This is a genomic window from Nostoc sp. CCY 9925, from assembly GCF_963920935.1.
GTDB lineage: Bacteria > Cyanobacteriota > Cyanobacteriia > Cyanobacteriales > Nostocaceae > Nostoc.
On sequence record NZ_CAWUDO010000050.1, the window covers coordinates 1 to 22204 of the forward strand.

Annotated in this window: 16 protein-coding genes; 13 read left to right on the forward strand and 3 right to left on the reverse strand. The window is 37.5% G+C overall.

The features are described from left to right. Positions 1-1124 (forward strand): WD40 repeat domain-containing protein (locus ACM0OY_RS22855; RefSeq protein ID WP_414571127.1); only part of this gene is annotated, 1124 nt, incomplete at its 5' end. A 464-nt stretch (positions 1125-1588) separates the two neighbouring features. Further along, on the forward strand, positions 1589-2491 hold the full coding sequence (locus tag ACM0OY_RS22860; RefSeq protein WP_414571128.1) for an alpha/beta fold hydrolase: 903 nt from the start codon (positions 1589-1591) through the stop codon (positions 2489-2491). Between the two features lie 93 nt (positions 2492-2584). Here the strand turns inward: ACM0OY_RS22860 and ACM0OY_RS22865 are convergent, their stop codons facing one another. Then, entirely contained in the window at positions 2585-2953 is a 369-nt protein-coding gene (locus ACM0OY_RS22865) for a phospholipid-binding protein (protein ID WP_414571129.1), read from the reverse strand. Between the two features lie 273 nt (positions 2954-3226). On the opposite strand from ACM0OY_RS22865, the gene ilvN reads away from it, so the two are divergent. The 10 genes from ilvN to ACM0OY_RS22915 all read left to right on the forward strand — a co-directional run bounded on the left by ilvN (position 3227) and on the right by ACM0OY_RS22915 (position 16436). Continuing rightward, positions 3227-3745, forward strand: a complete 519-nt coding sequence (ilvN, locus tag ACM0OY_RS22870; RefSeq protein WP_414571130.1) for an acetolactate synthase small subunit — start codon at positions 3227-3229, stop codon at positions 3743-3745. A gap of 782 nt (positions 3746-4527) precedes the next feature. Then, positions 4528-6519 (forward strand): polysaccharide biosynthesis protein, encoded by a 1992-nt coding sequence (locus tag ACM0OY_RS22875; protein WP_414571131.1) that lies wholly within the window; start codon positions 4528-4530, stop codon positions 6517-6519. Positions 6520-6617: 98 nt separating this feature from the next. Further along, on the forward strand, positions 6618-7604 hold the full coding sequence (locus ACM0OY_RS22880; protein WP_414571132.1) for a hypothetical protein: 987 nt from the start codon (positions 6618-6620) through the stop codon (positions 7602-7604). Positions 7605-8008: 404 nt separating this feature from the next. Next, complete coding sequence (locus ACM0OY_RS22885) at positions 8009-8881, forward strand: hypothetical protein (RefSeq protein WP_414571133.1); 873 nt, start codon at positions 8009-8011, stop codon at positions 8879-8881. Positions 8882-8884: 3 nt separating this feature from the next. Beyond that, complete coding sequence (gene murJ / locus ACM0OY_RS22890) at positions 8885-10246, forward strand: murein biosynthesis integral membrane protein MurJ (RefSeq protein WP_414571134.1); 1362 nt, start codon at positions 8885-8887, stop codon at positions 10244-10246. A gap of 67 nt (positions 10247-10313) precedes the next feature. Next, the gene (locus ACM0OY_RS22895; protein WP_414571135.1) at positions 10314-11444 is read left to right on the forward strand and encodes a glycosyltransferase family 4 protein; all 1131 of its coding nucleotides are present in this window, start codon (positions 10314-10316) and stop codon (positions 11442-11444) included. Positions 11445-11627: 183 nt separating this feature from the next. After that, on the forward strand, positions 11628-12956 hold the full coding sequence (locus ACM0OY_RS22900; RefSeq protein ID WP_414571136.1) for a hypothetical protein: 1329 nt from the start codon (positions 11628-11630) through the stop codon (positions 12954-12956). Further along, positions 12957-14105 (forward strand): glycosyltransferase, encoded by a 1149-nt coding sequence (locus ACM0OY_RS22905; protein WP_414571137.1) that lies wholly within the window; start codon positions 12957-12959, stop codon positions 14103-14105. Next, a complete protein-coding gene (locus tag ACM0OY_RS22910; protein WP_414571138.1) occupies positions 14086-15306 on the forward strand; it encodes an O-antigen ligase family protein in 1221 nt (406 codons plus the stop codon). Before ACM0OY_RS22905 ends, ACM0OY_RS22910 begins: the two co-directional genes overlap by 20 nt. Beyond that, positions 15303-16436, forward strand: a complete 1134-nt coding sequence (locus ACM0OY_RS22915) for a glycosyltransferase family 4 protein (RefSeq protein WP_414571139.1) — start codon at positions 15303-15305, stop codon at positions 16434-16436. The genes ACM0OY_RS22910 and ACM0OY_RS22915 overlap by 4 nt, the downstream gene beginning before the upstream one ends. Before the next feature lie 178 nt (positions 16437-16614). Here the strand turns inward: ACM0OY_RS22915 and ACM0OY_RS22920 are convergent, their stop codons facing one another. After that, positions 16615-18063, reverse strand: a complete 1449-nt coding sequence (locus ACM0OY_RS22920; RefSeq protein WP_414571140.1) for a PQQ-dependent sugar dehydrogenase — start codon at positions 18061-18063, stop codon at positions 16615-16617. Between the two features lie 174 nt (positions 18064-18237). Beyond that, complete coding sequence (locus ACM0OY_RS22925; RefSeq protein ID WP_414571141.1) at positions 18238-19587, reverse strand: hypothetical protein; 1350 nt, start codon at positions 19585-19587, stop codon at positions 18238-18240. A gap of 925 nt (positions 19588-20512) precedes the next feature. On the opposite strand from ACM0OY_RS22925, the gene ACM0OY_RS22930 reads away from it, so the two are divergent. Then, the gene (locus ACM0OY_RS22930; RefSeq protein WP_414571142.1) at positions 20513-22156 is read left to right on the forward strand and encodes a glycoside hydrolase domain-containing protein; all 1644 of its coding nucleotides are present in this window, start codon (positions 20513-20515) and stop codon (positions 22154-22156) included. The last annotated feature ends 48 nt before the right edge of the window (positions 22157-22204 follow it).

Sequence of the window (22204 nt, forward strand, 5' to 3'; positions counted from 1 at the left end):
TCAAATCCCTTATTGGTCATAGCAATACGGTCAATAGCGTTGCCTACAGCCCCAACGGAAAACAGTTAGCTTCTGCTAGTGCTGACAAGACCATCAAAATCTGGGATATCAGCAGTGGTAAATTCCTCAAATCCCTTATTGGTCATAGCAATACGGTCAATAGCGTTGCCTACAGCCCCAATGGACAACAGTTAGCTTCCGCTAGTGCTGACAACACGATCAAAATCTGGGATGTCAGCAGTGGTAAATTCCTCAAATCCCTTATTGGTCATAGCAGTGCGGTCATTAGCGTTGCCTATAGCCCCAATGGACAACAGTTAGCTTCCGCTAGTGCTGACAACACGATCAAAATCTGGGATGTCAGCAGTGGTAAATTCCTCAAATCCCTTATTGGTCATAGCAGTGCGGTCATTAGCGTTGCCTATAGCCCCAATGGACAACAGTTAGCTTCCGCTAGTGCTGACAACACGATCAAAATCTGGGATGTCAGCAGTGGTAAATTCCTCAAATCCCTGACTGGTCATGGCAGTACGGTTAATAGCGTTGCCTATAACCCCAATGGACAACAGTTAGCTTCCGCTAGTGCTGACAACACGATCAAAATCTGGGATGTCAGCAGTGGTAAATTCCTCAAATCCCTGACTGGTCATAGCGATTCGGTCTATAGCGTCGCCTACAGCCCCAATGGACAACAGTTAGCTTCCGCTAGTCTTGACAAGACCATCAAAATCTGGGATGTCAGCAGTGGTAAACTCCTCAAATCCTTAACTGGTAATAGCCGTGGGATCATTAATGTCGCCTACAGTCCCAATGGACAACAGTTAGCTTCTGTTAGTGATGACAAAACAATAATTTTATGGGACTTGGATTTCGATAATTTATTACTCAGTGGTTGCAACTTGCTAAATAATTACCTCATTGCCCATCCAGAAGTGTTAGAAGAATTGCAAACATGCCAAACTCCATCTCGGTTGGTGCTGGGGGCGACAGTGTTAGTCATCCAAGGTGAAAAGTTAGCGCGAGATGATATTGATGGCGCTGTTGAAAAGTTCAACAAAGCACAGCAGTGGGATAATAAATTAAAGTTTGATTCCCAAACGAGGGCGAAGGAGTTGGCGAAGTAAGACGCGATTCATCGCGTCTGTACAAGAATCAGTCCCTTAGACATCTGGTAGAAATTAATTATGCGTTGCCCGAAAGCCTTGGTAGGGGCGAACGGCCGTTTGCCCTTACGTCATTTTCACCAGATGTCCCTTGTAGAGACGGCGATTTATCGCGTCTGTGTTGACGACGATTTTCTCTCACTCATCTTCTTTGTTGCATAAAATAGCTGTATTGAGTCATCAATTCGCCATGACTGCAACCACCAAAAAACTGACTTTTGCTAAGTATCTCAAGTATAGCGATTATGAATCCAAATGTAGAGAGGTTGCAATGCAACCTCTCTACAAGGATTGCGATATCACGGACATTTCAGCAATTTTTTTATAATAGAATTTCAACGCTAAAAAGTTATAGAGAACTGCGATCGAAAACGAAGGGGATTATTAATTTTGAATTTTGAATTTTAAATTCGGAGCGAAGCGACGTGACCACTACACTACACTGGCAAGAGCGAGTTGGCAATCAACGAGATTGGGTTTGGCGGGGTTGGCAAACTCGCTATACTTATATTCGCTCTGCCAAAAATGACGAAAAGACACAACCTCTAATTCTGTTACATGGCTTTGGCGCTTCCATTGGTCATTGGCGACATAATTTAGAGGTGTTGGCAGAACATCACACAGTTTACGCCCTAGATATGCTGGGTTTTGGCGCTTCGGAAAAAGCCGCAGCTAATTATAGCGTCGAACTTTGGGTAGAACAAGTTTACGATTTTTGGCAAACGTTTATCCGCCAACCAGCAATATTAATAGGCAATTCCAACGGTTCGCTGATTTCTCTAGCGGCGGCCGCGGCTCATCCCGACATGGTGCGGGGTATGGTGATGATGAGTTTACCCGATCCTTCACTGGAGCAAGAAGCAATTCCTCCTGCGCTGCGACCAGTGGTGAGAGGAATTAAAAATATTGTCGCTTCGCCGTTGATTCTCAAACCTTTGTTTAACTTTGTCCGCCGTCCTGGAGTGCTGCGTCGCTGGGCTAGTCTAGCCTACGCTAACCCAGAAGCGATTACCGATGAACTGATAGAAATTCTAGCTGGCCCTCCCCAAGATCGGGGTTCGGCGAGGGCTTTTAGTGCTTTGTTTAAAGCGACAATTGGAATTAACTTTAGTCCCAATGTCAAGGCAGTATTACCAACCTTAACAATTCCCATGCTCTTAATTTGGGGACAAAAAGATCGCTTTGTTCCGCCAGCTTTGGCTAGCCAATTTGCCCAATATAACGAGAAATTGGAAGTGCTGAATTTAGAAGACGTGGGTCATTGTCCCCATGATGAATGTCCCGAACAAGTGAACCAAGCGATTTTAGATTGGATTGAGAGGAATTAGGAGACGCGATCAATCAAAGAGACGCGATGAATCGCGTCTGTACAAGGGTTAAGAATTATTCTCTTTGTCTACCTTGTCTCCTCTGTCCTCTTTTTATCCGACGGTAGTTTGGCTGCTGTCAACGTTTGTGGCGCCGTTCACAGTACGGGCGACAGAAATCATTCTGTCAAGGATTTGTTGATTGGGAACTTTACCTTTTAATACTACAGTGCTGCCTGTTTGAGCAACCCAAAGGGTATTAACATCATCAAGTTGGGCGTCTTGGTCGAATGCCAAGGCTACTCGTTTGGCTAGACCACTTTGGTCATATTCTCCATTTAATCCTAGACGTTCTGGCGGTATTGTTTGTGTAGCGGTAGGCGCAGCAGTAGCAGTAGGAGTTTGGGGTATTGCCTGTGGAGTAGGGTTTACTTCAGCATTTTGAGGTTTTTCCATTCCAAATAGTCTTTGTAACCAACCCATAACAATTTATCTCCAATTAAAGGTTCAATCAGCTTTGAATATACAAGTTTTAACCAGATGGTACATCTGTCCATGAAAAGATATGCATTCAAAGAGAATCCTGCTTACGAAATAATTTGTGGACAAATTATCTCTATCATTTGAAATGAGTGTAGCTATTAAGTTTAAAATAAAAAGTCTCACTTATTATTTTTTAGTGGAGCAGTACGTCTAGCGCAGCCTTTAGCTAGTGTCTGCGTTACTCAAATCCTGCTCTAGCCTCTGCTGGCGAAAATGAAACATACTCTTTCTGTTCTCGTAGAAGATGAGGCGGGTGTTCTGTCCCGCATTTCTAGTTTATTTGCCCGTCGTGGTTTTAATATTGAAAGCCTTGCTGTTGGCCCGGCTGAACAGGGAGGAGTTTCACGAATTACGATGGTTGTACCTGGTGACGATCGCGTGATCGAACAACTCACCAAGCAATTATACAAGTTAGTCAATGTCCTCAAGGTACAGGATATTACCGAAACTCCTTGTGTAGAGCGAGAATTAATGCTGTTGAAGGTGAATGCTACCAGCAGCAATCGTTCTGAAGTTATCGAACTGTCTCAGATTTTCCGGGCGCGAGTTGTGGATGTGGCGGAAGATTCTCTAACTTTAGAAGTTGTGGGAGATCCAGGTAAAATGGTAGCGATCGTGCAGGTGTTACAAAAATTCGGTCTCAGAGAAATCGCCCGCACTGGCAAAATCGCCCTAACTCGTGAATCGGGTGTGAATACCGAATTACTCAAATCTTTGGAAGCAAAGGTTTAACAGAAGTCACAACTCAGAATTCAGAATTCAGAATGTTTTAAAAGTATTGTGCGAATATAATTCGCCAGTACATAAGTAAAGCCCTCAACCTAAATTAACCAAAAAGCAAGCTTTTTAACCCGCGCAGGCGGGTTTTGTTTATTTATAGCAGTCGAAGGATAGTTTAGGAGACAAACTGCTCGTAAAACCCCGATATCAAGAGCCTGTTGCCTGTTCTCTGCTATGGCTACCAATTCCATTGGCAGGGGCTTTCTTCATCTTTTCCGGTAACAATAATTACTAACATATGAATAAGCATAAACGGTTATGTCTTTTTATATGCACAAGTTACGCCAATTTGGCATGACGCAACAGATAAGAAACTGCTACAAAGTTGTTAGAAGGATAAAACATTAACAACAACAAGTTTTAATAGTCATATAGACGACTATTACCTAATTTTAAATGTTTTATTCAAAAATTTAGGTGTATTTCTTTTGAGCAAAAATATCTCTTTGATAAAAATGATCGTGCCCAATAAGATGTACACTCACTTTTGCGGTTGAGATAGTTAATTTTCTAAAAATTAATAATCTAATTTAAGTTAGACAAATCATTTACAGTCTTAAATCCCTATATTGTGCAATTAGAGGGTAATTTCACAGTAAAAAACCTGACTTTGGGGGATAGAAGACTATATTTGATTATTTAACAAAACCAATGATTATTTAGATTATCTAGAGGTTTTGACAGGCATGAATTTATTATTGTTACTCGTTTCTAATTGGTTGCCTCAAAAATTAATGAACAAATTATTAAATAACTTGCTAAATATCAGAAATCGGCATTTGTTTGTTTTTGATATTATTGTTTTTTTAGGAACAACTTTTTTGGCTCTGAGCTTAGGTTTAGATGGTAAATTTTTCATTGAAGAATATAAATCACAATTAGCAATTGCAACAACACTTTTTCTAGCAATCAAACTGACTGTATTGTGGAATTTTGGTTTTTATAAACTTTACTGGCGCTATGCCAGTATTGAAGAACTTTTATATATAACTATACTTATGGCTATTGCGGTATTAATCCAAGCAATATTCTTCGATGCTATGGAATTTCTACCATATTTAGGGCTGGATGTACTGCCGCGATCGCTACCCTTAATCGATGGTTTACTTTCGTGTATCTTCATTGGAGGACTGCGTTTTAGTATTCGGATTGTAGAAAGATTTAGTCAGCGAAGCGTAGTATTTAATCCACAAGAACGTGTCTTAATAGTTGGTGCTGGAAATGCTGGAATTTCTCTGGTACAAGAAATGCAAAGAAATCCTCAATTAGGGTTTTATCCTGTTGCTTTTATTGATGACGATCCTCGCAAATTTCGAGCATATATACGTGGGATTCCTGTAGTTGGCGATCGCTATCAAATTCCTGATGTTTTAAAATCTCTGCAAATCCATAAAGTTATCATTGCTATGCCGACAGTTACAGGTGGAGTTATTCGAGAAATCGTAGATATTTGCAAAGCAACTGGAACTCAAACGAGCACTTTACCAGGTATACATGAAATCCTCAATGGTCGTGTGCGAGTTGACAGCATTCGAGATATACGAATTGAAGATTTGCTCAGACGTGAACCTGTGCAAATAGATTTTGAAAAAGTTTCTAAATTCCTCCAAGGCAAAACAGTATTAATCACAGGTTCAGGTGGTTCAATTGGTAGCGAACTTTGCCGTCAAATTTTTAAATGCAATCCTGCAAAAATGATACTTATGGGACATGGAGAAAACTCTGTGTTCAACATCCAGCAAGAATTACAACAACTTGTCCAAGTACTTGAAGATGAATGTAAATCATCCATTAACACTCCTGAAATTTCTACCTTTATTGCTGATATTCGCTTCAAGTTTCGATTAGAACATGCATTTGAAATTTTACAACCTGATGTAATTTTTCATGCTGCTGCTCATAAACACGTCCCATTAATGGAATTAAATCCAGTAGAAGCAATCACGAACAATGTAATGGGAACAAAAAATTTACTAGAACTAGCCTTGAAATATGATGTGAAACATTTCGTGATGATTTCCACAGACAAGGCAGTTAATCCTACTAATGTTATGGGTGCTAGTAAAAGAATTGCTGAAATGTTGGTGCTACAAGCTGCAAGAGAAAGTGGCAAACCTTATGTCACAGTGCGTTTTGGCAATGTTTTAGGCAGTCGAGGTAGTGTAGTTCCCACCTTTAAAAAACAAATTGCAGCAGGTGGACCAGTAACAGTTACTCATCCAGATATTCGTCGTTATTTCATGACTATTCCCGAAGCAGTTCAACTAGTTTTGCAAGCTGCGGTACTTGGTCGTGGTGGGGAAGTTTTAATGCTGAATATGGGTAAACCTGTGAAAATTGTTGACTTAGCGAAGGAATTAATTCGCCTTTCAGGATACGAAGTTAACCAAGATATTGAGATTGTATTTACTGGTTTACGTCCAGGAGAAAAATTATTTGAAGAATTATTTATTCCTGGCGAAGAATATGAGCCGACCGAACACGAAAAGCTGTTAGTAGTAAAAAATGCTAGTAGGATGATTCCAGAAAATTTGGATATTAGTGTAGCAACTCTGTGTCAAGCAGCAGTGAAAAATGATATCAACTTGATTCTGTTTTTACTTGAACAATTAGTACCAGGATATAAACCCCAAAATTTAAATAGTTATTTGGGAGCAAATATTCCCAGCCATACTTCACTCAAAATCAAGCCAAACATGAATATGCTGGCACAGGCAAAATCTTAATTTTAGATGTTGGATTGTGAAAATGTGATTACACATTGGCTTGAACAATCTATGTGTCAAATGATTTTTTAAAATTGGTATCAAACGCAAGAATAAATATGTCCAAAAATTCTAATATCAGCAGTATTTCAGAGGTATTCGATAGAGTATCTAGAGTAAATAATAAATATTTGGCTGGGATTAAAAATATAGCCAAGATTTTTGTCACAAGAAGAAGTGAGTGGTCAATTGGAGTTTATATAGGCAACTCTCCTTTCAATTTGGTTTGTCCAGACACAATTATTAATCCAGTTTTGACTGCTAACGACATAACAGATGTTCCAGCGCACTTTGTTGCTGACCCATTTATGCTTCGTGAGGACGGCATTTGGTATATGTTTTTTGAAGTATTAAATGGTCAGCAAAATAAAGGAGTAATAGGACTAGCAACTAGCAATGATGCATACAAATGGAATTACCAACAAATTGTACTTGATGAGCCGTTTCATTTATCTTATCCGTATGTATTCAAGTTTCAAAATGAATATTATATGATTCCAGAAACTTCTGAAGCTAGTTCTATTCGTTTATATAAAGCAATTAATTTCCCAAGAAAATGGTCTTACGTCAAAACTTTACTCGCTCAAAGTGATTTTGTAGACCCTAGTATTTTTCAATACAATAATCTTTGGTGGCTGTTAACTGCAACATCAGAAGCAAGAAATACATTACGTCTTTATTATTCTCAAGATTTAATGGGTGTTTGGATTGAACATCCGAAAAGTCCTGTAATTCAGGGAAATAAAAATATTGCAAGACCAGCGGGTAGAGTTATAGTATTCGATGGCAAAATTGTGAGATATACCCAAGACTGTGAGCGCATATATGGTCATAAAGTTCGAGGGTTTGAGATAACTGAATTGACAACAACAAATTATCAAGAGAAGGAAATTAAGAATAATCCAGTTATTCAAGCAAGTGGAGTGGGTTGGAATCAAATAGGTATGCACCATATTGATGCTCACCAAATTGATGAACATAAATGGATTGCATGTGTGGATGGAAAGCGTTATCGATTAGTTTTTGATCCAAGGTTAAATAACTGAAACTTTGGCTAGTAGCAATTTTATTTGATTTGTGAAAATGATTTTTTATCTCACGCAGAGACGCACAGAGAAGTCGGAGCGCTGGCCATCCTTTGCTACGCAACGCTACCACGAACGGGAACGCCGCGAACCGGCTGCCGCAGGCATCTGAACTTCGGTGGACGCAGAGATAATACCAATTCAAAATTCAAAATTAAGAAATCCTTGTTTGACAAGGGTTTCTAGATTTGGATCTGTTTCAAACTTTTAGTGAATTGGTATAAGAAGAATAAAGAGAGGTTTTCACGAATAATTTAGGATTTTTAGGTATTTATTAGCACGTGTAGGCAATCAGAATTAAAATCTGCTAGCTACAAGGGTATTTCAAGAAGTTTAGTTTGAATAAAGTAGTAAGGACTAAAAAAATGTTAATTGTTACAAAAAAATTTATTTTTTCCGTGGGAGAAGTTTGGTTTGATGAAAATCCAAAGGAATTACGTAATGTAGATGTAGTCCATTATAGGCAATTGATACACCCTATTAAAGGTGGTCAGTCTGATGAATTCTACACAAGAGTGATTGATTTAACTAAAAGTCATGATGAACTTTGGGGAAGTATCAGTAGTAATGATAAATATAAGATTAGGCGAGCAGAGCAAAAAGACGAAGTTATTTATGAATATTGGGAACAAACTGACTCTGATATACTTAATGAATTTTGTGAATTTTATGATTTATTTGCTTCCCAAAAAGGCTTGACTAAAATTAACAGAATTCAACTAAAAAATCGCGTGGATGCTGGTGTAATTGATATCTCACGTGTCAAGTTAAAAGATGGTGAATCTTTAGTGTGGCATGTTTATTACCGTACTAAAAATAGAGTTCGTCTTTTACATTCTGCATCTTTGAAAAAAAATAATGATACTTCGTATCAATCGATTTTGGGACGAGCAAATCGTTACCATCACTGGCAAGATATTGTCAGATTTAAGAATTTAGGCATTTCAACTTATGATTTTGGCGGTTGGTATAGGGGAAGTACAGATCAGGAAAAATTAGGTATTAATCAATTTAAAGAAAAGTTTGGCGGAGAAGTTGTTAAGAATTTTAACTGTGTTTATGGGATTACTTTGAAGGGGAAATTATATTTACGTTTACTGAAGATATATATGAGTTTATCTCAATTATCTTTACTGCGTAGACCTCACTTTGTAGCTCACGCAGAGACGCAGCAAAAAGTTGAAATGCCGGTTTCTGACGAATTAAACTTTTCAAGGCAAGACGCGCACAGAGAGTGAGAAATGCAAAGCTTAGTTGATCGTTGGAAGAACCTGACAAATGGCTCTATCGATCGCCAAATTTTTGGTGCTGCGATGATAGTTGGTTTATTGACAGCCTTGGTTAAGGTGGCGGCTGTTGGTAAAGAATTGTTGGTTGCTCAAAGGTTTGGTACTGGAGACGATATAGATGCGTTTTTAATTGCTTTGCTGATTCCTTCTTTTATTATCAATGTCATCGCTGGTTCTTTTAATACTGCTCTCATACCTACTTATATGCAGGTTCGAGAGCAGGAAGGTACAAAAGCTGCTCAAAGGCTTTTTTGTGGAGCCACAATCAGCGGCTTGGGATTGCTATTAATCACAACAATATTGATGGTAATCCTAGCACCTTTGTATTTACCACGAATTGCAGCTGGATTTAGTCCTCAAAAGTTAGATCTGACTTTTCATTTGCTTTGCGCGATCGCACCTTTTATTCTCTTAAGTGGGATCGTTGTTATCTGGGGTGCTGTGTTGAATGCAGGAGAACGTTTTGCTTTAGCAGCATTCTCACCAATTATTACCCCAACTGTTACCGTCATATTACTTTTAATGCTCAAATCTTGGGGTATTTTCGCTTTAGCCGCTGGGTTAGTCTGCGGTGCAGTACTAGAAATAATTATCTTAGGAATAGCACTGCACCGACAAGGCATTTCTTGGCTTCCCAAATGGTATGGATTTGATACTAATCTACGTCAAGTTGTTCGCCAATATTTCCCCATGATTGCAGGGGGACTTTTAATGTGTAGTACAAATTTAGTGGATCAATCTATGGCAGCAATGTTGTTACCTGGTAGTGTAGCAGCACTCAATTACGGTAACAAAATAATTGCATTCCCCATGTCTCTAGCCACTACAGCATTGAGTACTGCTGTGATTCCCTATTTTTCCAAAATGATAGCTACTAACAATTGGGTAGGAACATGTCGCACACTTAAGCGATATATACAGATCATCTTTGTTACAACTACTTTATTGTCAGCATTCTTATTTATCTTTTCTGAATCTATAGTCCAAATACTCTTTCAAAGAGGTTCATTTACTGCTGATGACACTCATTTAGTAGCTAGAATCCAAAATTGTTTTGCTCTCCAAATTCCTTTTCATGTAGCAGGAATTTTAGTAGTACGCTTAATTTCAGCAATGCAAGCCAATCATATATTAATGTGGGCTTCGGCATACAATCTCATCAACAATATTGTTTTAAACTATTTATTTCTCCACTATTTTGGCGTTGTAGGTATCGCTTTATCAACAGCCTGCGTTTCTGCCTTAGCATTCTCATTTTTATCATACTTTGCTCATAAAAAGCTCAAAAAAAATTCTGCTATATTAACAAGCTAATTTCTATCTAACTCCTTTCTTAATGTCTATTCTCTGCGCCTCTGTGTGATTTTAAACATTCCCACAAATGAAAATAACATTAATCATTCATTCTCTTACCTATGGTGGTGCCGAACGTATTATATCAATCATGGCAAATTACTGGTCAGCCAAGGGATGGCAAATTACTCTACTAACATTTGATGACAATAAAATACCCGACTTCTTTTTAGACTTCCATGTAATTTACATTCCCTTGGGTATAGCTAAAAAATCTCCCAATACAATGATTGGCATTTGGAATAACTTAAAACGTATCCGAATACTACGAAATGCAATTATTAATAGCAACCCAGATGTTGTAATTAGCTTCATGTCTAAAATAAATATCAATAGTTTATTAGCAACGCGGTGGTTGAACATACCAGTAATAGTTTCTGAACGTAGTAACCCCGGAAAAAGTTCTTTAGGTTGGAATTGGCAACAACTACGGCAATGGACTTATTCATTTGCAGATAAAATTGTTTTTCAAACTCAGCGAGCAAGAGATTATTTCCCATTAAAACTGCAAAATAAGAGCAGTATTATCCCTAATATGGTTGTATTACCACCAATAAAAAAACAGTCATTAGATAAACTTTCAACAGAGCGATCGCTCATTGCTATGGGACGTTTTGTTCCAGAAAAAGGTTTTGATTTATTGCTACAAGCTTTTGCCAAAGTCAAAGATAATTATCCACAATGGACATTGACTATTTTAGGAGATGGAAAACTACGTCCAGAATTGGAATCTTTGTGTAAACAATTGGGATTAAGCGATCGCGTTTATTTTCCAGGAATGGTGAACAATACTTATGCTTTTTTGCAACAAGCAGAGTTGTTTATTATGTCTTCCAGATTTGAAGGCTTTCCCAATGCTATTTGTGAAGCAATGGCATGTGGATTACCAATTATATCCACAGATTGTCCTAGTGGTCCACGAGAGATTATTCGTGATGGGATAGATGGTATTTTGGTTCCCAATGAAGATGTTTCAGCATTAGCCATAGCAATGGAACGACTGATGTCTAACGAACAAGAACGCAAGTCTTTAGCTACTCGTGCGCCAGAAGTAACCGAACGATTTTGTGTCGAAAAAATTATGGGTATGTGGGAAGACGTGTTAGCTCAAGTTATTAATAATAGAACAAAATTTTCCATTAAACGCCAAATTGTATAGCCGTAGTCACACAGGTTAGGACATTTTGAAAGCATGGAAGCTAGGAATAGTAATACTTTTACCTCCTGCCTTCTGCCTTCTGCCTCCTGCTATAAATAATTAGCTATCTTGCAAAATTCATTCTTTTCATCTTCTGTGCAGGATACGGATATATTTTTTTCTAAAATTATAATGATTAATACAATGAATATCAGAAAATATCTTTACTTCAATTATGCTTATTCCCGAAAATACAATTTTCCTCAAATTTATAATAAATTTGCCAAAGAAAGTTTTTCAAATATCTCTTTTGATACCACTAAAGAATTGTTAACCAAACTCCTAATTCACTGCCATAAATATGTTCCATACTACGCTCAAGTAATGGATAATCTGTCTTATGAAGGAATTATTCAGCAAAATCCAGAGCGATATCTTTATCGATTACCAATTCTCACAAAAGATATTATCCGTGCCAATTTTGAACAACTAAAATCTCTAGATTTAGCACAACGCCAGTGGTATTTTAATACATCAGGTGGTTCAACAGGAGAACCAATTAAGTTAATTCAAGATGCTGAATACAACGACAAATCTACAGCAGTTAACTTACTCTATTCTTATTTAGTTGGACGGGAATTAGGGGAGCCAGAAGTACGTTTATGGGGTTCAGAAAAAGACGTTTTTGATGGCACGATGGGATGGAAAGCAAACTTTTTTAATTTTCTGAGAAATACTACATATATGAATGCCTTTCAGATGACCCCTGAAAGAATGAGATATTTTTTGAAATTCCTGAATACAAAACCACCAAAGTTAATTGTTGCCTACGCTCAAGCGATTTATGAATTAGCAAAATTTGCTGAAGATGAAAAAATTAAACTTGTTCCTCAAAAGGCGATCATAACTTCTGCCGGCACACTTTATGCTTGGATGCGGCAGAAGATTGAAACTGTATTTCAGTGTAAGGTATTTAATCGTTATGGTTCTAGAGAAGTCAGTGATGTAGCTTGTGAAAAACCAGGACAGCAAGGATTGTGGGTAGCTCCTTGGGGTAATTATATTGAGATTGTAGATGATGATAATAATCATGTGCCGGCAGGAGTTGAAGGTAATATTCTGATTACTTCTCTGACAAATTTTGCTATGCCGTTGATTCGTTATAAAATTGGCGATCGCGGCACTTTATCTCCTGAATATAAATCTGGACAAATACTACAGCAAGTTTCCGGTAGAAATGTTGATATTTTCAAAACTCAAGGTGGAACTTTAGTAGATGGTGAATATTTTACTCATCTTCTCTACTTCAAAGATTGGGTACATAAATTTCAAATTATTCAAAAAAGCTACTTAGAAATTACCATCAAGATTATTAAATCTAATTCTGATTATCTCACTGAAGAACTTGATGATATTATCGCCAAGTGCAAGCTGATGATGGGTAAAGATTGTGTAGTTAATTTTGAATTTGTCAATCATATTCCTGTAAATAACTCTGGTAAATATCGCTACACAATTTCCGAGGTGATTTAAATGAAAAAGAAAATTGTATTCCTGATTCGAGATTTGAATTATGGAGGAGCAGAAAGGCAATTAGTCACACTAGTAAAAGCTTTAAATAAAGAATATTTTGATATCACAGTTTTATGTTTTTACGCTGGTGGCTCATTATCTTTAGATAAAGAATTGAAAGATAATGGCATCCCAATAATTTATTTAGAAAAACAAGGACGTTGGCATTTATTTGGCTTCTTTTGGCGTCTTGTTCAGCATCTTCAGTGTATAGATCCTGATGTGTTGCATGGATATGGTGGAACACCAAATTTACTAACTATCTTTTTAAAACCGTTTTTTCCCTCAACTTATATGGTTTGGGGATTACGTAATTCTAATAGCGATTCTAATTTTTATGATTGGTTAGGGAATTTAATCTTTAAATTAGAGTGTATTTTATCCCATTTTGCCAACTTAATAGTTGTGAATTCTTATGCTGGTAGAACATACTATCTCACTCATGGATTCCCCATCAAGAAGATGATGGTAATTTCTAATGGTATTGATATCGAACTTTTTCAGCCTGACTTAGAAGCTAGAACAAAAGTGCGATCGCACTGGGGAATTTCGCAAGATACAATTTTGATTGGTTTAGTGGGACGACTAGATTTAAGAAAAGACCATCCGACATTTCTCAAAGCAGCAGCATTATTATGTGAAGAAAGCCAAAATGTGCATTTTGTTTGCGTAGGCAGTGGTTCAGAGAACTATGCACGGGAGTTAGATGAACTAGCTCATCAACTAGGCATTTCTGAAAAAGTTATCTGGGAAAAAGCGCGTGCAGATATGCCTGCAATCTACAACGCTTTAGATATTATTGCTTCTTCATCTTATACAGAAGGATTTCCCAATGTAATTGGAGAAGCGATGGCCTGCGGTGTTCCCTGTGTGGTGACAGATGTAGGTGATTCAGCTTTAATTGTTGCTAATCTGGATGTAATAGTACCTCCTAAAAATCCAGAAGCTCTGCAAACTGCGATTGAAAAATTAATAGAAAGAGTGAATATTAATGGTTGCGATCGCACTAAAATTCGACAGCGAATAGTTGACCATTTCTCAGTAGCTAAACTAGTCCTCAAAACCGAAGCTGCTTTACTTAGTTTATCCCATGAATCACTTTCTAAATAAAAAAATTGATTTACTGTTTTATTATCAATGTGCCCTAGCCTTAGGTGCTGTTTTTGCCTTTTTTACAGATATTAATTCGTATTTATATACATCAGGCATTGTTTCTCAACCTCCTTTATTTTGGATCTTAGGTTTTGCTGTAGCTTCTATTCCATTAATTCTTTCACAAGATAAGTACATACCACTATCTGTAATTATTTGGTGCTTTGGTTTTATTTTTGTCTCATTATTGTGGTTCGTACTATTTTCACCATCTGGAGAACTTGCTTTTGAAGAATTAAGAAAACGACTTTTAGCAGTGATTTTTATCATTGCAATGACACTAATCTTCTCTCGAAATCAGACAATCCATTACTTAGCTCAATGGGCAATATTTTTAGCAGTCTTAATAGCTGTATTTAATAACATTTACGAGTTTTTTAACCCTGCCGCATTTAGTTCATTAGGTAATGGTGGTCGCGCTACCGGATTTTACTTAAATCCGAACAGTAATGGCTGTGCCTTGATATTAGGGATGATTTTTAGTGTAAGTATATTACAGCCAATATATCGTTTACCTTTCGTGTCTATAGTCGGTTTTGGGGTTCTCTTGACATTTTCCCGAGGCGCTATTCTTGGCTGGTTAGTTACAGTTATTATTTTTACCATCGCCCGTATACTTCATTTGAACAAATTACTTTATTGGATTTTAGGAATAGGTATTTTCATTATTAGCTTAGGCTCACAATGGTGGGAAGAATTATTGCAAAATTTGAATTTGAATACCAATTCACTGGAAAGAATTGCATGGTTTCAAAATATCTCAACTTCTGATTCTGAAGATTCTGCTGATTCGCGCTTAGAAGTGGCTCAATTGGCTTGGCAAATGTTTACTAAACATCCCTTTTTCGGCAATGGAATTGGCTCAACTTTAACCTGGAACATAGAAATATCTACACACAATATTTACTTATATTATATGGCAGATCATGGAATTATCGGCGCTTTAATCTTACCTTTATTAGTATATGCAGTCACACAGCACGCTCGTGGAGAAACTAAATATATTGGCTTGGCTTTCGCTGCTTTTATTCTTCTCTGGGGACTATTTAGCCATAACGTTTTAGAGGAACGTTATATCCTCATCATGTTTTCATTCATGGCTGCGATGACTGGAGCGAGTCGGTTAGAGCAAAAGTTCAAATTAGGTTATCAATTATGAAAATTATTTATATCATTACCGGACTCTCCACTGGTGGTGCTGAAGTAATGCTTTATAAACTTCTTTCCAGGATAGATCGACAGCGTTTTCATCCAGTTGTTATTTCTTTAATGGATCGTGGTACATGGGGCGATCGCATTGCAAATTTAGGTATTCCTATTTACACCATTGATATGCAACCAGGAACGCTTAAACTAGTTAATATTTGGCGAATGATTCACATAGTAAATCAACTCAAACCAGACCTCATTCAAGGCTGGATGTATCATGGAAACTTAGCTGCACAATTTACCAAACTTTTTATATTCAGACAAGTACCTGTTTTATGGAATATACGTCATTCACTTCATTCTTTAGAATTAGAAAAACCAAGAACAACTACTATTATTAAACTATGTGCTAAATTTTCTGATTTGGCTACAAAAATTATTTATAACTCTCAAAATAGTTCTAAACAGCATGAAAAAATTGGCTATGTTTTTGATAAAAGTTGTGTAATTCCCAACGGTTTTGAAACAGAAAAATTTACACCATCAATAGAGGCTCGTCTCAGCGTCCGTTCAGAACTAAATACTCCTGAAAATGCTTTATTGATTGGCTTAATTGGTCGTTATCATCCCATAAAAGACCATTTTAATTTTCTTCAGGCTGCTGTATTATTACTTAAAAATTATTCCAACGTCCAATTTGTTCTTGCTGGCAATAAAGTTGATTGGGAAAATCATCTTTTATCCGAACTAATCCATGAATTAGGGCTTGTAAAACACATACATCTATTAGGTGAACGTCACGATGTGCCCCGTTTAACTGCTGCTTTTGATATCGCCTCTTCCTCTTCATCTGGAGAAGGTTTTCCCAATGTAATTGGTGAAGCTATGTCTTGTGGAGTTCCCTGTGTAGTCACAGATGTGGGAGACTCAGGCTGGATTATTGGTGATACTGGAAAAGTCGTCCCCCCAAGAAATCCAGAAGCATTAGCAAATGCTTGGCAAGCATTAATTGATATAGGAAAAGAGGGCAGAGAAAGCTTAGGAAAAGCAGCACGCGCAAGAGTCATCAAATGCTTTTCTTTAGACTCTATTGTGGGTGAATACGAGGCACTTTACGAGAATACAGCACTTTGCAAATAAATAAAGTTCACATCTTAATATCATAAATCTTGTGGGGTAAGCGTCTCGCCTGCCCTTGTATACCTCATGTAAATGAAATGTGCTGTATATTGTCTAAAAAAAGTGCAATAACTCAGGATTTAGAATAGTTAAAAATCAGATTCATCCAGCTATTCTCAATCGAAAATCCAAAATTGTCTCACTTCGTAGGCATAGTAACTTCCCAAATTCCTTGATCTCCACCATATTCCAAAACATAAATCTTATTACTGATAATTTCAGCATCAATAGGATTGCTGAAACCTTGGACAATGCGTCTGGCTTCAAGTTTATAGTTGGTAGTTCCTACTTTAGTCAAGTTTAAATGTAACAGATCTTGGCTGGGATCTTTAAAAGGGCCTGCTACTGTTTCGCCAACGGGGTCGCCTGGTGTCCAACCTAATACAAATCCATCTTTGTTGAATTCTGGACTCATTGCTCCTTGTATATCAAAAACTAAACCCAAAGGAGAACGGTGTGTTGTAAAAGTACTCAAACTTTGTCCAAGAACACTAGCATCTTTGATTTGGCCATTCTGAGGATCGCGGTAACTGTCTGCATCTGGCCCAAAATTAGGAATTGATTCAGTCAAGGTGATATTAGGCCGAGGCGGAAAAGTCGGATCGTTATAATAGTAGCCTTTTATAACTGCACTAAATTTGGGATTTAATAAACGATCATTAGCAGGATTGTAGTTGGGGTATTGTTGTGGATTATCTGTCCCACCTATACGCCAGGGAAAGCCGTAATGAAAACCCTGACGCAGCCAATTTAATTCTTCTGACATATCGCGGTCTGGGCCATTTTCTGCGCCAAATAAATCTCCATTAGGCGCAAAAGCCATATCAAAAGTATTGCGTATTCCTTCTGCAAAAATATAGCCAGCACTCTTTAAAGTTGCTCGATTGTTTGCAAGAAATAGATTTTGTCCATTAGTAGGAAGACGGATTATACAAGCCGTTAATCCTACTTCGCGAGTATTGGGATATAAACCGCCAGCAGTCTGAACTTCACCATGATCGGTACGAGAACCGCTATTGATATAAATAAAATTACCGTCTGCACTAACAACTACGCCGTTGAAACGATGGTCATAGGCTGTTTTGCTTTTAGGATATGCTGCACTCTTAGCTAAAACAGACCAAATGCGTTGTCCTGTATTTGAGTTAATTACACCTTTAACAATAACTGCTTTGGTCTGGTCATTTGCAACATTTCCATTGCCAACTAAATAAATAGTACCGTTAGGCCCAATGGCCATACCTTGAGTTTCACCTACCTTATGATTACTAAAATTGTAGACAAGTGTAGTAGTAGATGAAGCTAAATTCACTCGATAAATCTCACCATTGCGTTTGAGATAATAGAGAGTGTTGTTTCGTGGATCTTTTGCAATCCGAACAGAAGGAGAAATCGATTTTGTATTGACAATATTGCGGATCTTAATATCAGAACGCAGGGCTTCAGGTGCAGCATGAACTACAGTAGTTCCATAATTTAACAGGAATATTGTTAATAAAAGTGTTTTTGACCAAAAAAAGCAGCGTTCGAGAGCAAATTTAGTAAGAAATTTGCCTTTAGCTGGGTTGGATGATTTAGTACTATTCATGATTTTCTCCACAAACAAAGTCAGATAATTTTTTCTAAATCTTCTTAATCAAGTAAAAATTTTTAGAAAATATTGGAAAATTTATACCCATTTGCAAATGATTACAACAGATGGATTCACGAAACCCAAATACATAAATTCCGAATCCAAAATCAAAAATGCTATTATTCGTCCCTATGCCAAACTAACTTCTAAGGTATAAGGAACGGAGATGCTGTCACTTTCGCCGGAGAAAGTTCCACCATTTTGAGGAAAGAAAGCATATTTACTTACTGAAACAAAGTATGTCCCTGCACCTAATGAAGCGGTGATTAACGACCCAAAGTCTGATTCATTACCACTGTCATCATTAAATTGCAGCAAAGTGCCAGCATTGTTAAATAGACCGAGAACCGTATCATCAAGTGTCACCGTTTTGATAGTTACAGTTCTTGAACTTGCTATGGAAAATCTAAAAAAGTCAAAATCAGGATTATCTCCCGGTTGAACTGTTACTAATTCACCTGAAAGATTAACATCTGAGCCTGATGATAAGGAGCCTAATCTTTCAGCGCTGGATAGTGTATTGTTTGTAGCTTGTCCAGCATTTTCCTGCTCATAGAAAAGGAAGTCGTCACTATCAAGTCTGAGATTAGTTCTTCCTTGTACAATACCTACGATTTCATCTGGTTGTGTTCCCGGTTTGTCTAAGAATATTTGTGTGTTAGTTCCAACAACTTGCAGACGATAGTTCTGTAGAGATCCTTTGAGTTCAATTCGATCTTCACTAGAGTTGAAGTCAGTAATGGTGGCTAAGTCTCCAAAACCTGCATTGGTAGTGTTGTTATCGTCGTAGAAAACATTTGTAGCGTTTCCAAGGACAAATCTATCTACCCCAACCCCACCAGTCAAGGTATCAATTTCGCCTAATCCGAGTACAAGTGGACTACCAGGAAAAACACCAATCAGGATATCGTTTCCAGACCCCCCATTGAGTCTGTCATTACCAGGCCCGCCCTGTAGGCTATCATTGCCATCCTCACCATTGAGGATGTCATTGCCCAAATTACCGTCTAGCGTGTCATTCCCTGCTCTACCATTGAAAGTATTGTTAGCACTATTACCAAAGAGGAAGTTGTTAAGATTGTTACCTGTGCCATTGATGGCACTAGTTCCCGTCAGCGTCAGGTTCTCCAAATTCGCTACTAATGTGTAGCTGATAGAAGACCGGACGCTATCTGTGCCTGAATTAGCAGCTTCGGTAATAATATCACCAACATTGTCAATTATGTAAGTATCATTACCTAATCCTCCATTCAAAGTGTCAGTACTAGTGCCGCCATCAAGCGTATCGTTGCCATCTCCACCAATTAGGCTGTCGTTTCCCGTCCCACCAAAGAGATTATCGTTACCAGCTGCACCATTTAAGGTGTCGTTACCTGACGTACTATTGGCATTACCGCCATTAGCCCAACCATATATCGTGTCATTTCCCGAAGTCCCATTTCTGACATCAGAACCTGTCGTGCCGTAAATAACTGCCATATTTATTACTTCTCCTGAATTTTTAACTAATACCTAAGAGATTGTTTAGAAAGTCGTTTTGAATACTCGGCTTCTAGCTTTAAGGGAGTAGGAAGTAGGAAAAAGCAAAATCATACTTTTCAAACATCCTTTAAGTTCGGCATTAGTCAAATAACTCTTTATTAATTCGATGTAGATTACTTGCCATTTGCGTAATCCTAAATTTGGGCAACATTAATTCTTGATTTGATTAAGGATTTACAAATAAAAAATATCCAATTGCTGGTTCGAGGCTGGATCAAAATCTACACCTATGGTTAGAGGTGAAGGAGGCGATCGCCCTACAAAAAGATTGGATAATTTATTTCTTTTAACTCCTTTAACCGATTACGCAAATGGTAAGTAATTGGCAAAAAAATTTATTTATGTTGATTATTTTAGTAAATTTTCCTCATGCCATAATTATTAATTATCATGAGCGAAAGTATACATACACTGCTTTAACAAATCTTCAAAATGTCAATCTATACCATTTATAATAGATTCCCAGTAAATGTAAACCTTAATGAAGCTTTTTTTCAAAAAAACTATTTTTTTTAGTAAAACTTGTGATTTTTTTTCAATAAAAGCGTCATCCTAGTTAAGTTACGTATCAATACCAAATTTTTTGTAAACAAACTATTATTTTTGACTACAAAAAATACTTTTAGATTAAAGAAATATATTGAAAAACCGATAAGTTAAATTGATATATCGATCCAGAAAAGTTTTATCCTTAATAGCAGTTAAACTTTACATAAATTTTATCAACGCTTTTCAAAATACAGTTGCATGACTCTTAGAGAAAACTGCATGAAATGGTAAATTGATATTTCAGGCGTTTACTAATCTCCCAGTGTAAAATTTATCTCTCTCTTCAATAATCTTTGAATCAGGAGAAATTGAAATGTCTCTTGTAAACAAAAAGACAAAGCTTTGGAAGAAAATAAAACTTATCTTAGGCATATTGGGGACAGTATTTACTTTATTTGTTTGCTTAAATATTGCCTTATTAGCTAATAACTCATCATTAGGCGATCGCCCTTTTGTATGGGTGGCGTCAAATCTAGAAAGGATAAAGCAAAAAGACCCACCAGGAACTAAAACCGAGATTGATTTGTACGCAGCGCGTGGAGAATATGAACCTTTTCAGATAGGAATTCGCGCACCCAAGAGTGGTCTGAAAAATGTAAATGTTGTGGTTTCGGATTTGTCTGCTTCAAACAACCGAGTAATTTCCAATACAAACATCACACTCTATCGCGAACATTACGTTCGCGTTACTCATTCCAGCCCTAACAAAAAAGGTAGTACCAATCCATCTTTAGGTACTGGATGGTATGCCGATGGACTAATTCCGTTTATTAATCCTGAAAACAAAACAGATCTTAAAGGTGCTGAGTTAGATGCTGTTCCATTCAATTTGAAAGCCGGGAATAACCAACCTATTTGGGTAGACATTTTTGTGCCCCGCGACACTAAAGCTGGTGACTATCGAGGCACTTTTACTGTTAGTAGTGACCAAGGAGCGATCGCAGGTAAAATCCACCTGAAAGTTTGGAATTTTGAGTTGCCGATCAAACCATCGCTGAATTCTGAGTTCACATTTTATGAACATGAAGATAAAAGCGAGATGATAGAACTTCTCAAACATAAATTAATGCCTGATGCCCATTTTAATCCAGCAGATGAACCAGACTTAATGAAGCAATGGGGACTGCGTTCCCGGAGTCTTCCTTTTTGGAGTGGGGCTAATGTTAGTACTTGCAAAATGGCTCCAGCACCTTCTCTCAAAAAAATTAAAACTACTGCTGCTAAACATGAATCAGGTTTATTTCTCTACGCTAGATATGCTGATGAAATTGATAACTGCCCAAATTTAATTGAACCAGTAAAGGAATGGGCGCGAAATTTTCATCAAGCTGGAATTGCAACCGCTTTAGCAATGACTCCCACACCTGCGCTTTATGATGATGGTTCTGGAACCGGACGCACAGCTGTAGATATATGGATAGTATTACCAGAAGTCTATGATGAAGCTGCTGAGCGAATTACTGAAGTTTTGCAAAAAGGAGATAAAGTTTGGTCTTACAACGCTTTAGTACAAGACGGTTACTCTCCCAAATGGCAGATAGACTTTGAACCAATCAACTACAGAATTCATCCAGGTTTCATTAGCCAAAGCCTTGGACTGACGGGAATTTTATACTGGCGAGTTGACCTATGGACAAAAGACCCCTGGAAAGACATTCAAACTTATTTTCAGCAGAAATACAAACATTATTTTCCTGGTGAAGGCATGTTGTTTTATCCTGGGAAACAGGTAGGTATCAAAGGAGTTGTTCCTTCCATGAGGCTGAAGTGGCTTCGAGAAGGGGTAGAAGACTACGAGTATCTGGAAATACTTAAAAATAAAAATCGCCAAGAGTGGGCGCTGACATTAGCTCGGCGTGTGGGCCTTGACTGGAAGCACTGGACGCGGGATACAAATCTGCTGGAATCAGTCCGGCGACAGTTGGGTGAGGAAATACATAGACTCTCTTCTCAATAAATGATTGAGAAATTCATCATTACTTTGACTAAAATTTAGATATTTTTT

Coding starts and splice junctions, on each gene's coding strand:
- ACM0OY_RS22865 (WP_414571129.1), bottom strand. CDS start 2,953: ATGGGTTGGTTACAAAGACTATTTGGAATGGAAAAACCTCAAAATGCT.
- ilvN (WP_414571130.1), top strand. CDS start 3,227: ATGAAACATACTCTTTCTGTTCTCGTAGAAGATGAGGCGGGTGTTCTG.
- ACM0OY_RS22875 (WP_414571131.1), top strand. CDS start 4,528: ATGAACAAATTATTAAATAACTTGCTAAATATCAGAAATCGGCATTTG.
- ACM0OY_RS22880 (WP_414571132.1), top strand. CDS start 6,618: ATGTCCAAAAATTCTAATATCAGCAGTATTTCAGAGGTATTCGATAGA.
- ACM0OY_RS22885 (WP_414571133.1), top strand. CDS start 8,009: ATGTTAATTGTTACAAAAAAATTTATTTTTTCCGTGGGAGAAGTTTGG.
- murJ (WP_414571134.1), top strand. CDS start 8,885: ATGCAAAGCTTAGTTGATCGTTGGAAGAACCTGACAAATGGCTCTATC.
- ACM0OY_RS22895 (WP_414571135.1), top strand. CDS start 10,314: ATGAAAATAACATTAATCATTCATTCTCTTACCTATGGTGGTGCCGAA.
- ACM0OY_RS22900 (WP_414571136.1), top strand. CDS start 11,628: ATGAATATCAGAAAATATCTTTACTTCAATTATGCTTATTCCCGAAAA.
- ACM0OY_RS22905 (WP_414571137.1), top strand. CDS start 12,957: ATGAAAAAGAAAATTGTATTCCTGATTCGAGATTTGAATTATGGAGGA.
- ACM0OY_RS22910 (WP_414571138.1), top strand. CDS start 14,086: ATGAATCACTTTCTAAATAAAAAAATTGATTTACTGTTTTATTATCAA.
- ACM0OY_RS22915 (WP_414571139.1), top strand. CDS start 15,303: ATGAAAATTATTTATATCATTACCGGACTCTCCACTGGTGGTGCTGAA.
- ACM0OY_RS22920 (WP_414571140.1), bottom strand. CDS start 18,063: ATGAATAGTACTAAATCATCCAACCCAGCTAAAGGCAAATTTCTTACT.
- ACM0OY_RS22925 (WP_414571141.1), bottom strand. CDS start 19,587: ATGGCAGTTATTTACGGCACGACAGGTTCTGATGTCAGAAATGGGACT.
- ACM0OY_RS22930 (WP_414571142.1), top strand. CDS start 20,513: ATGTCTCTTGTAAACAAAAAGACAAAGCTTTGGAAGAAAATAAAACTT.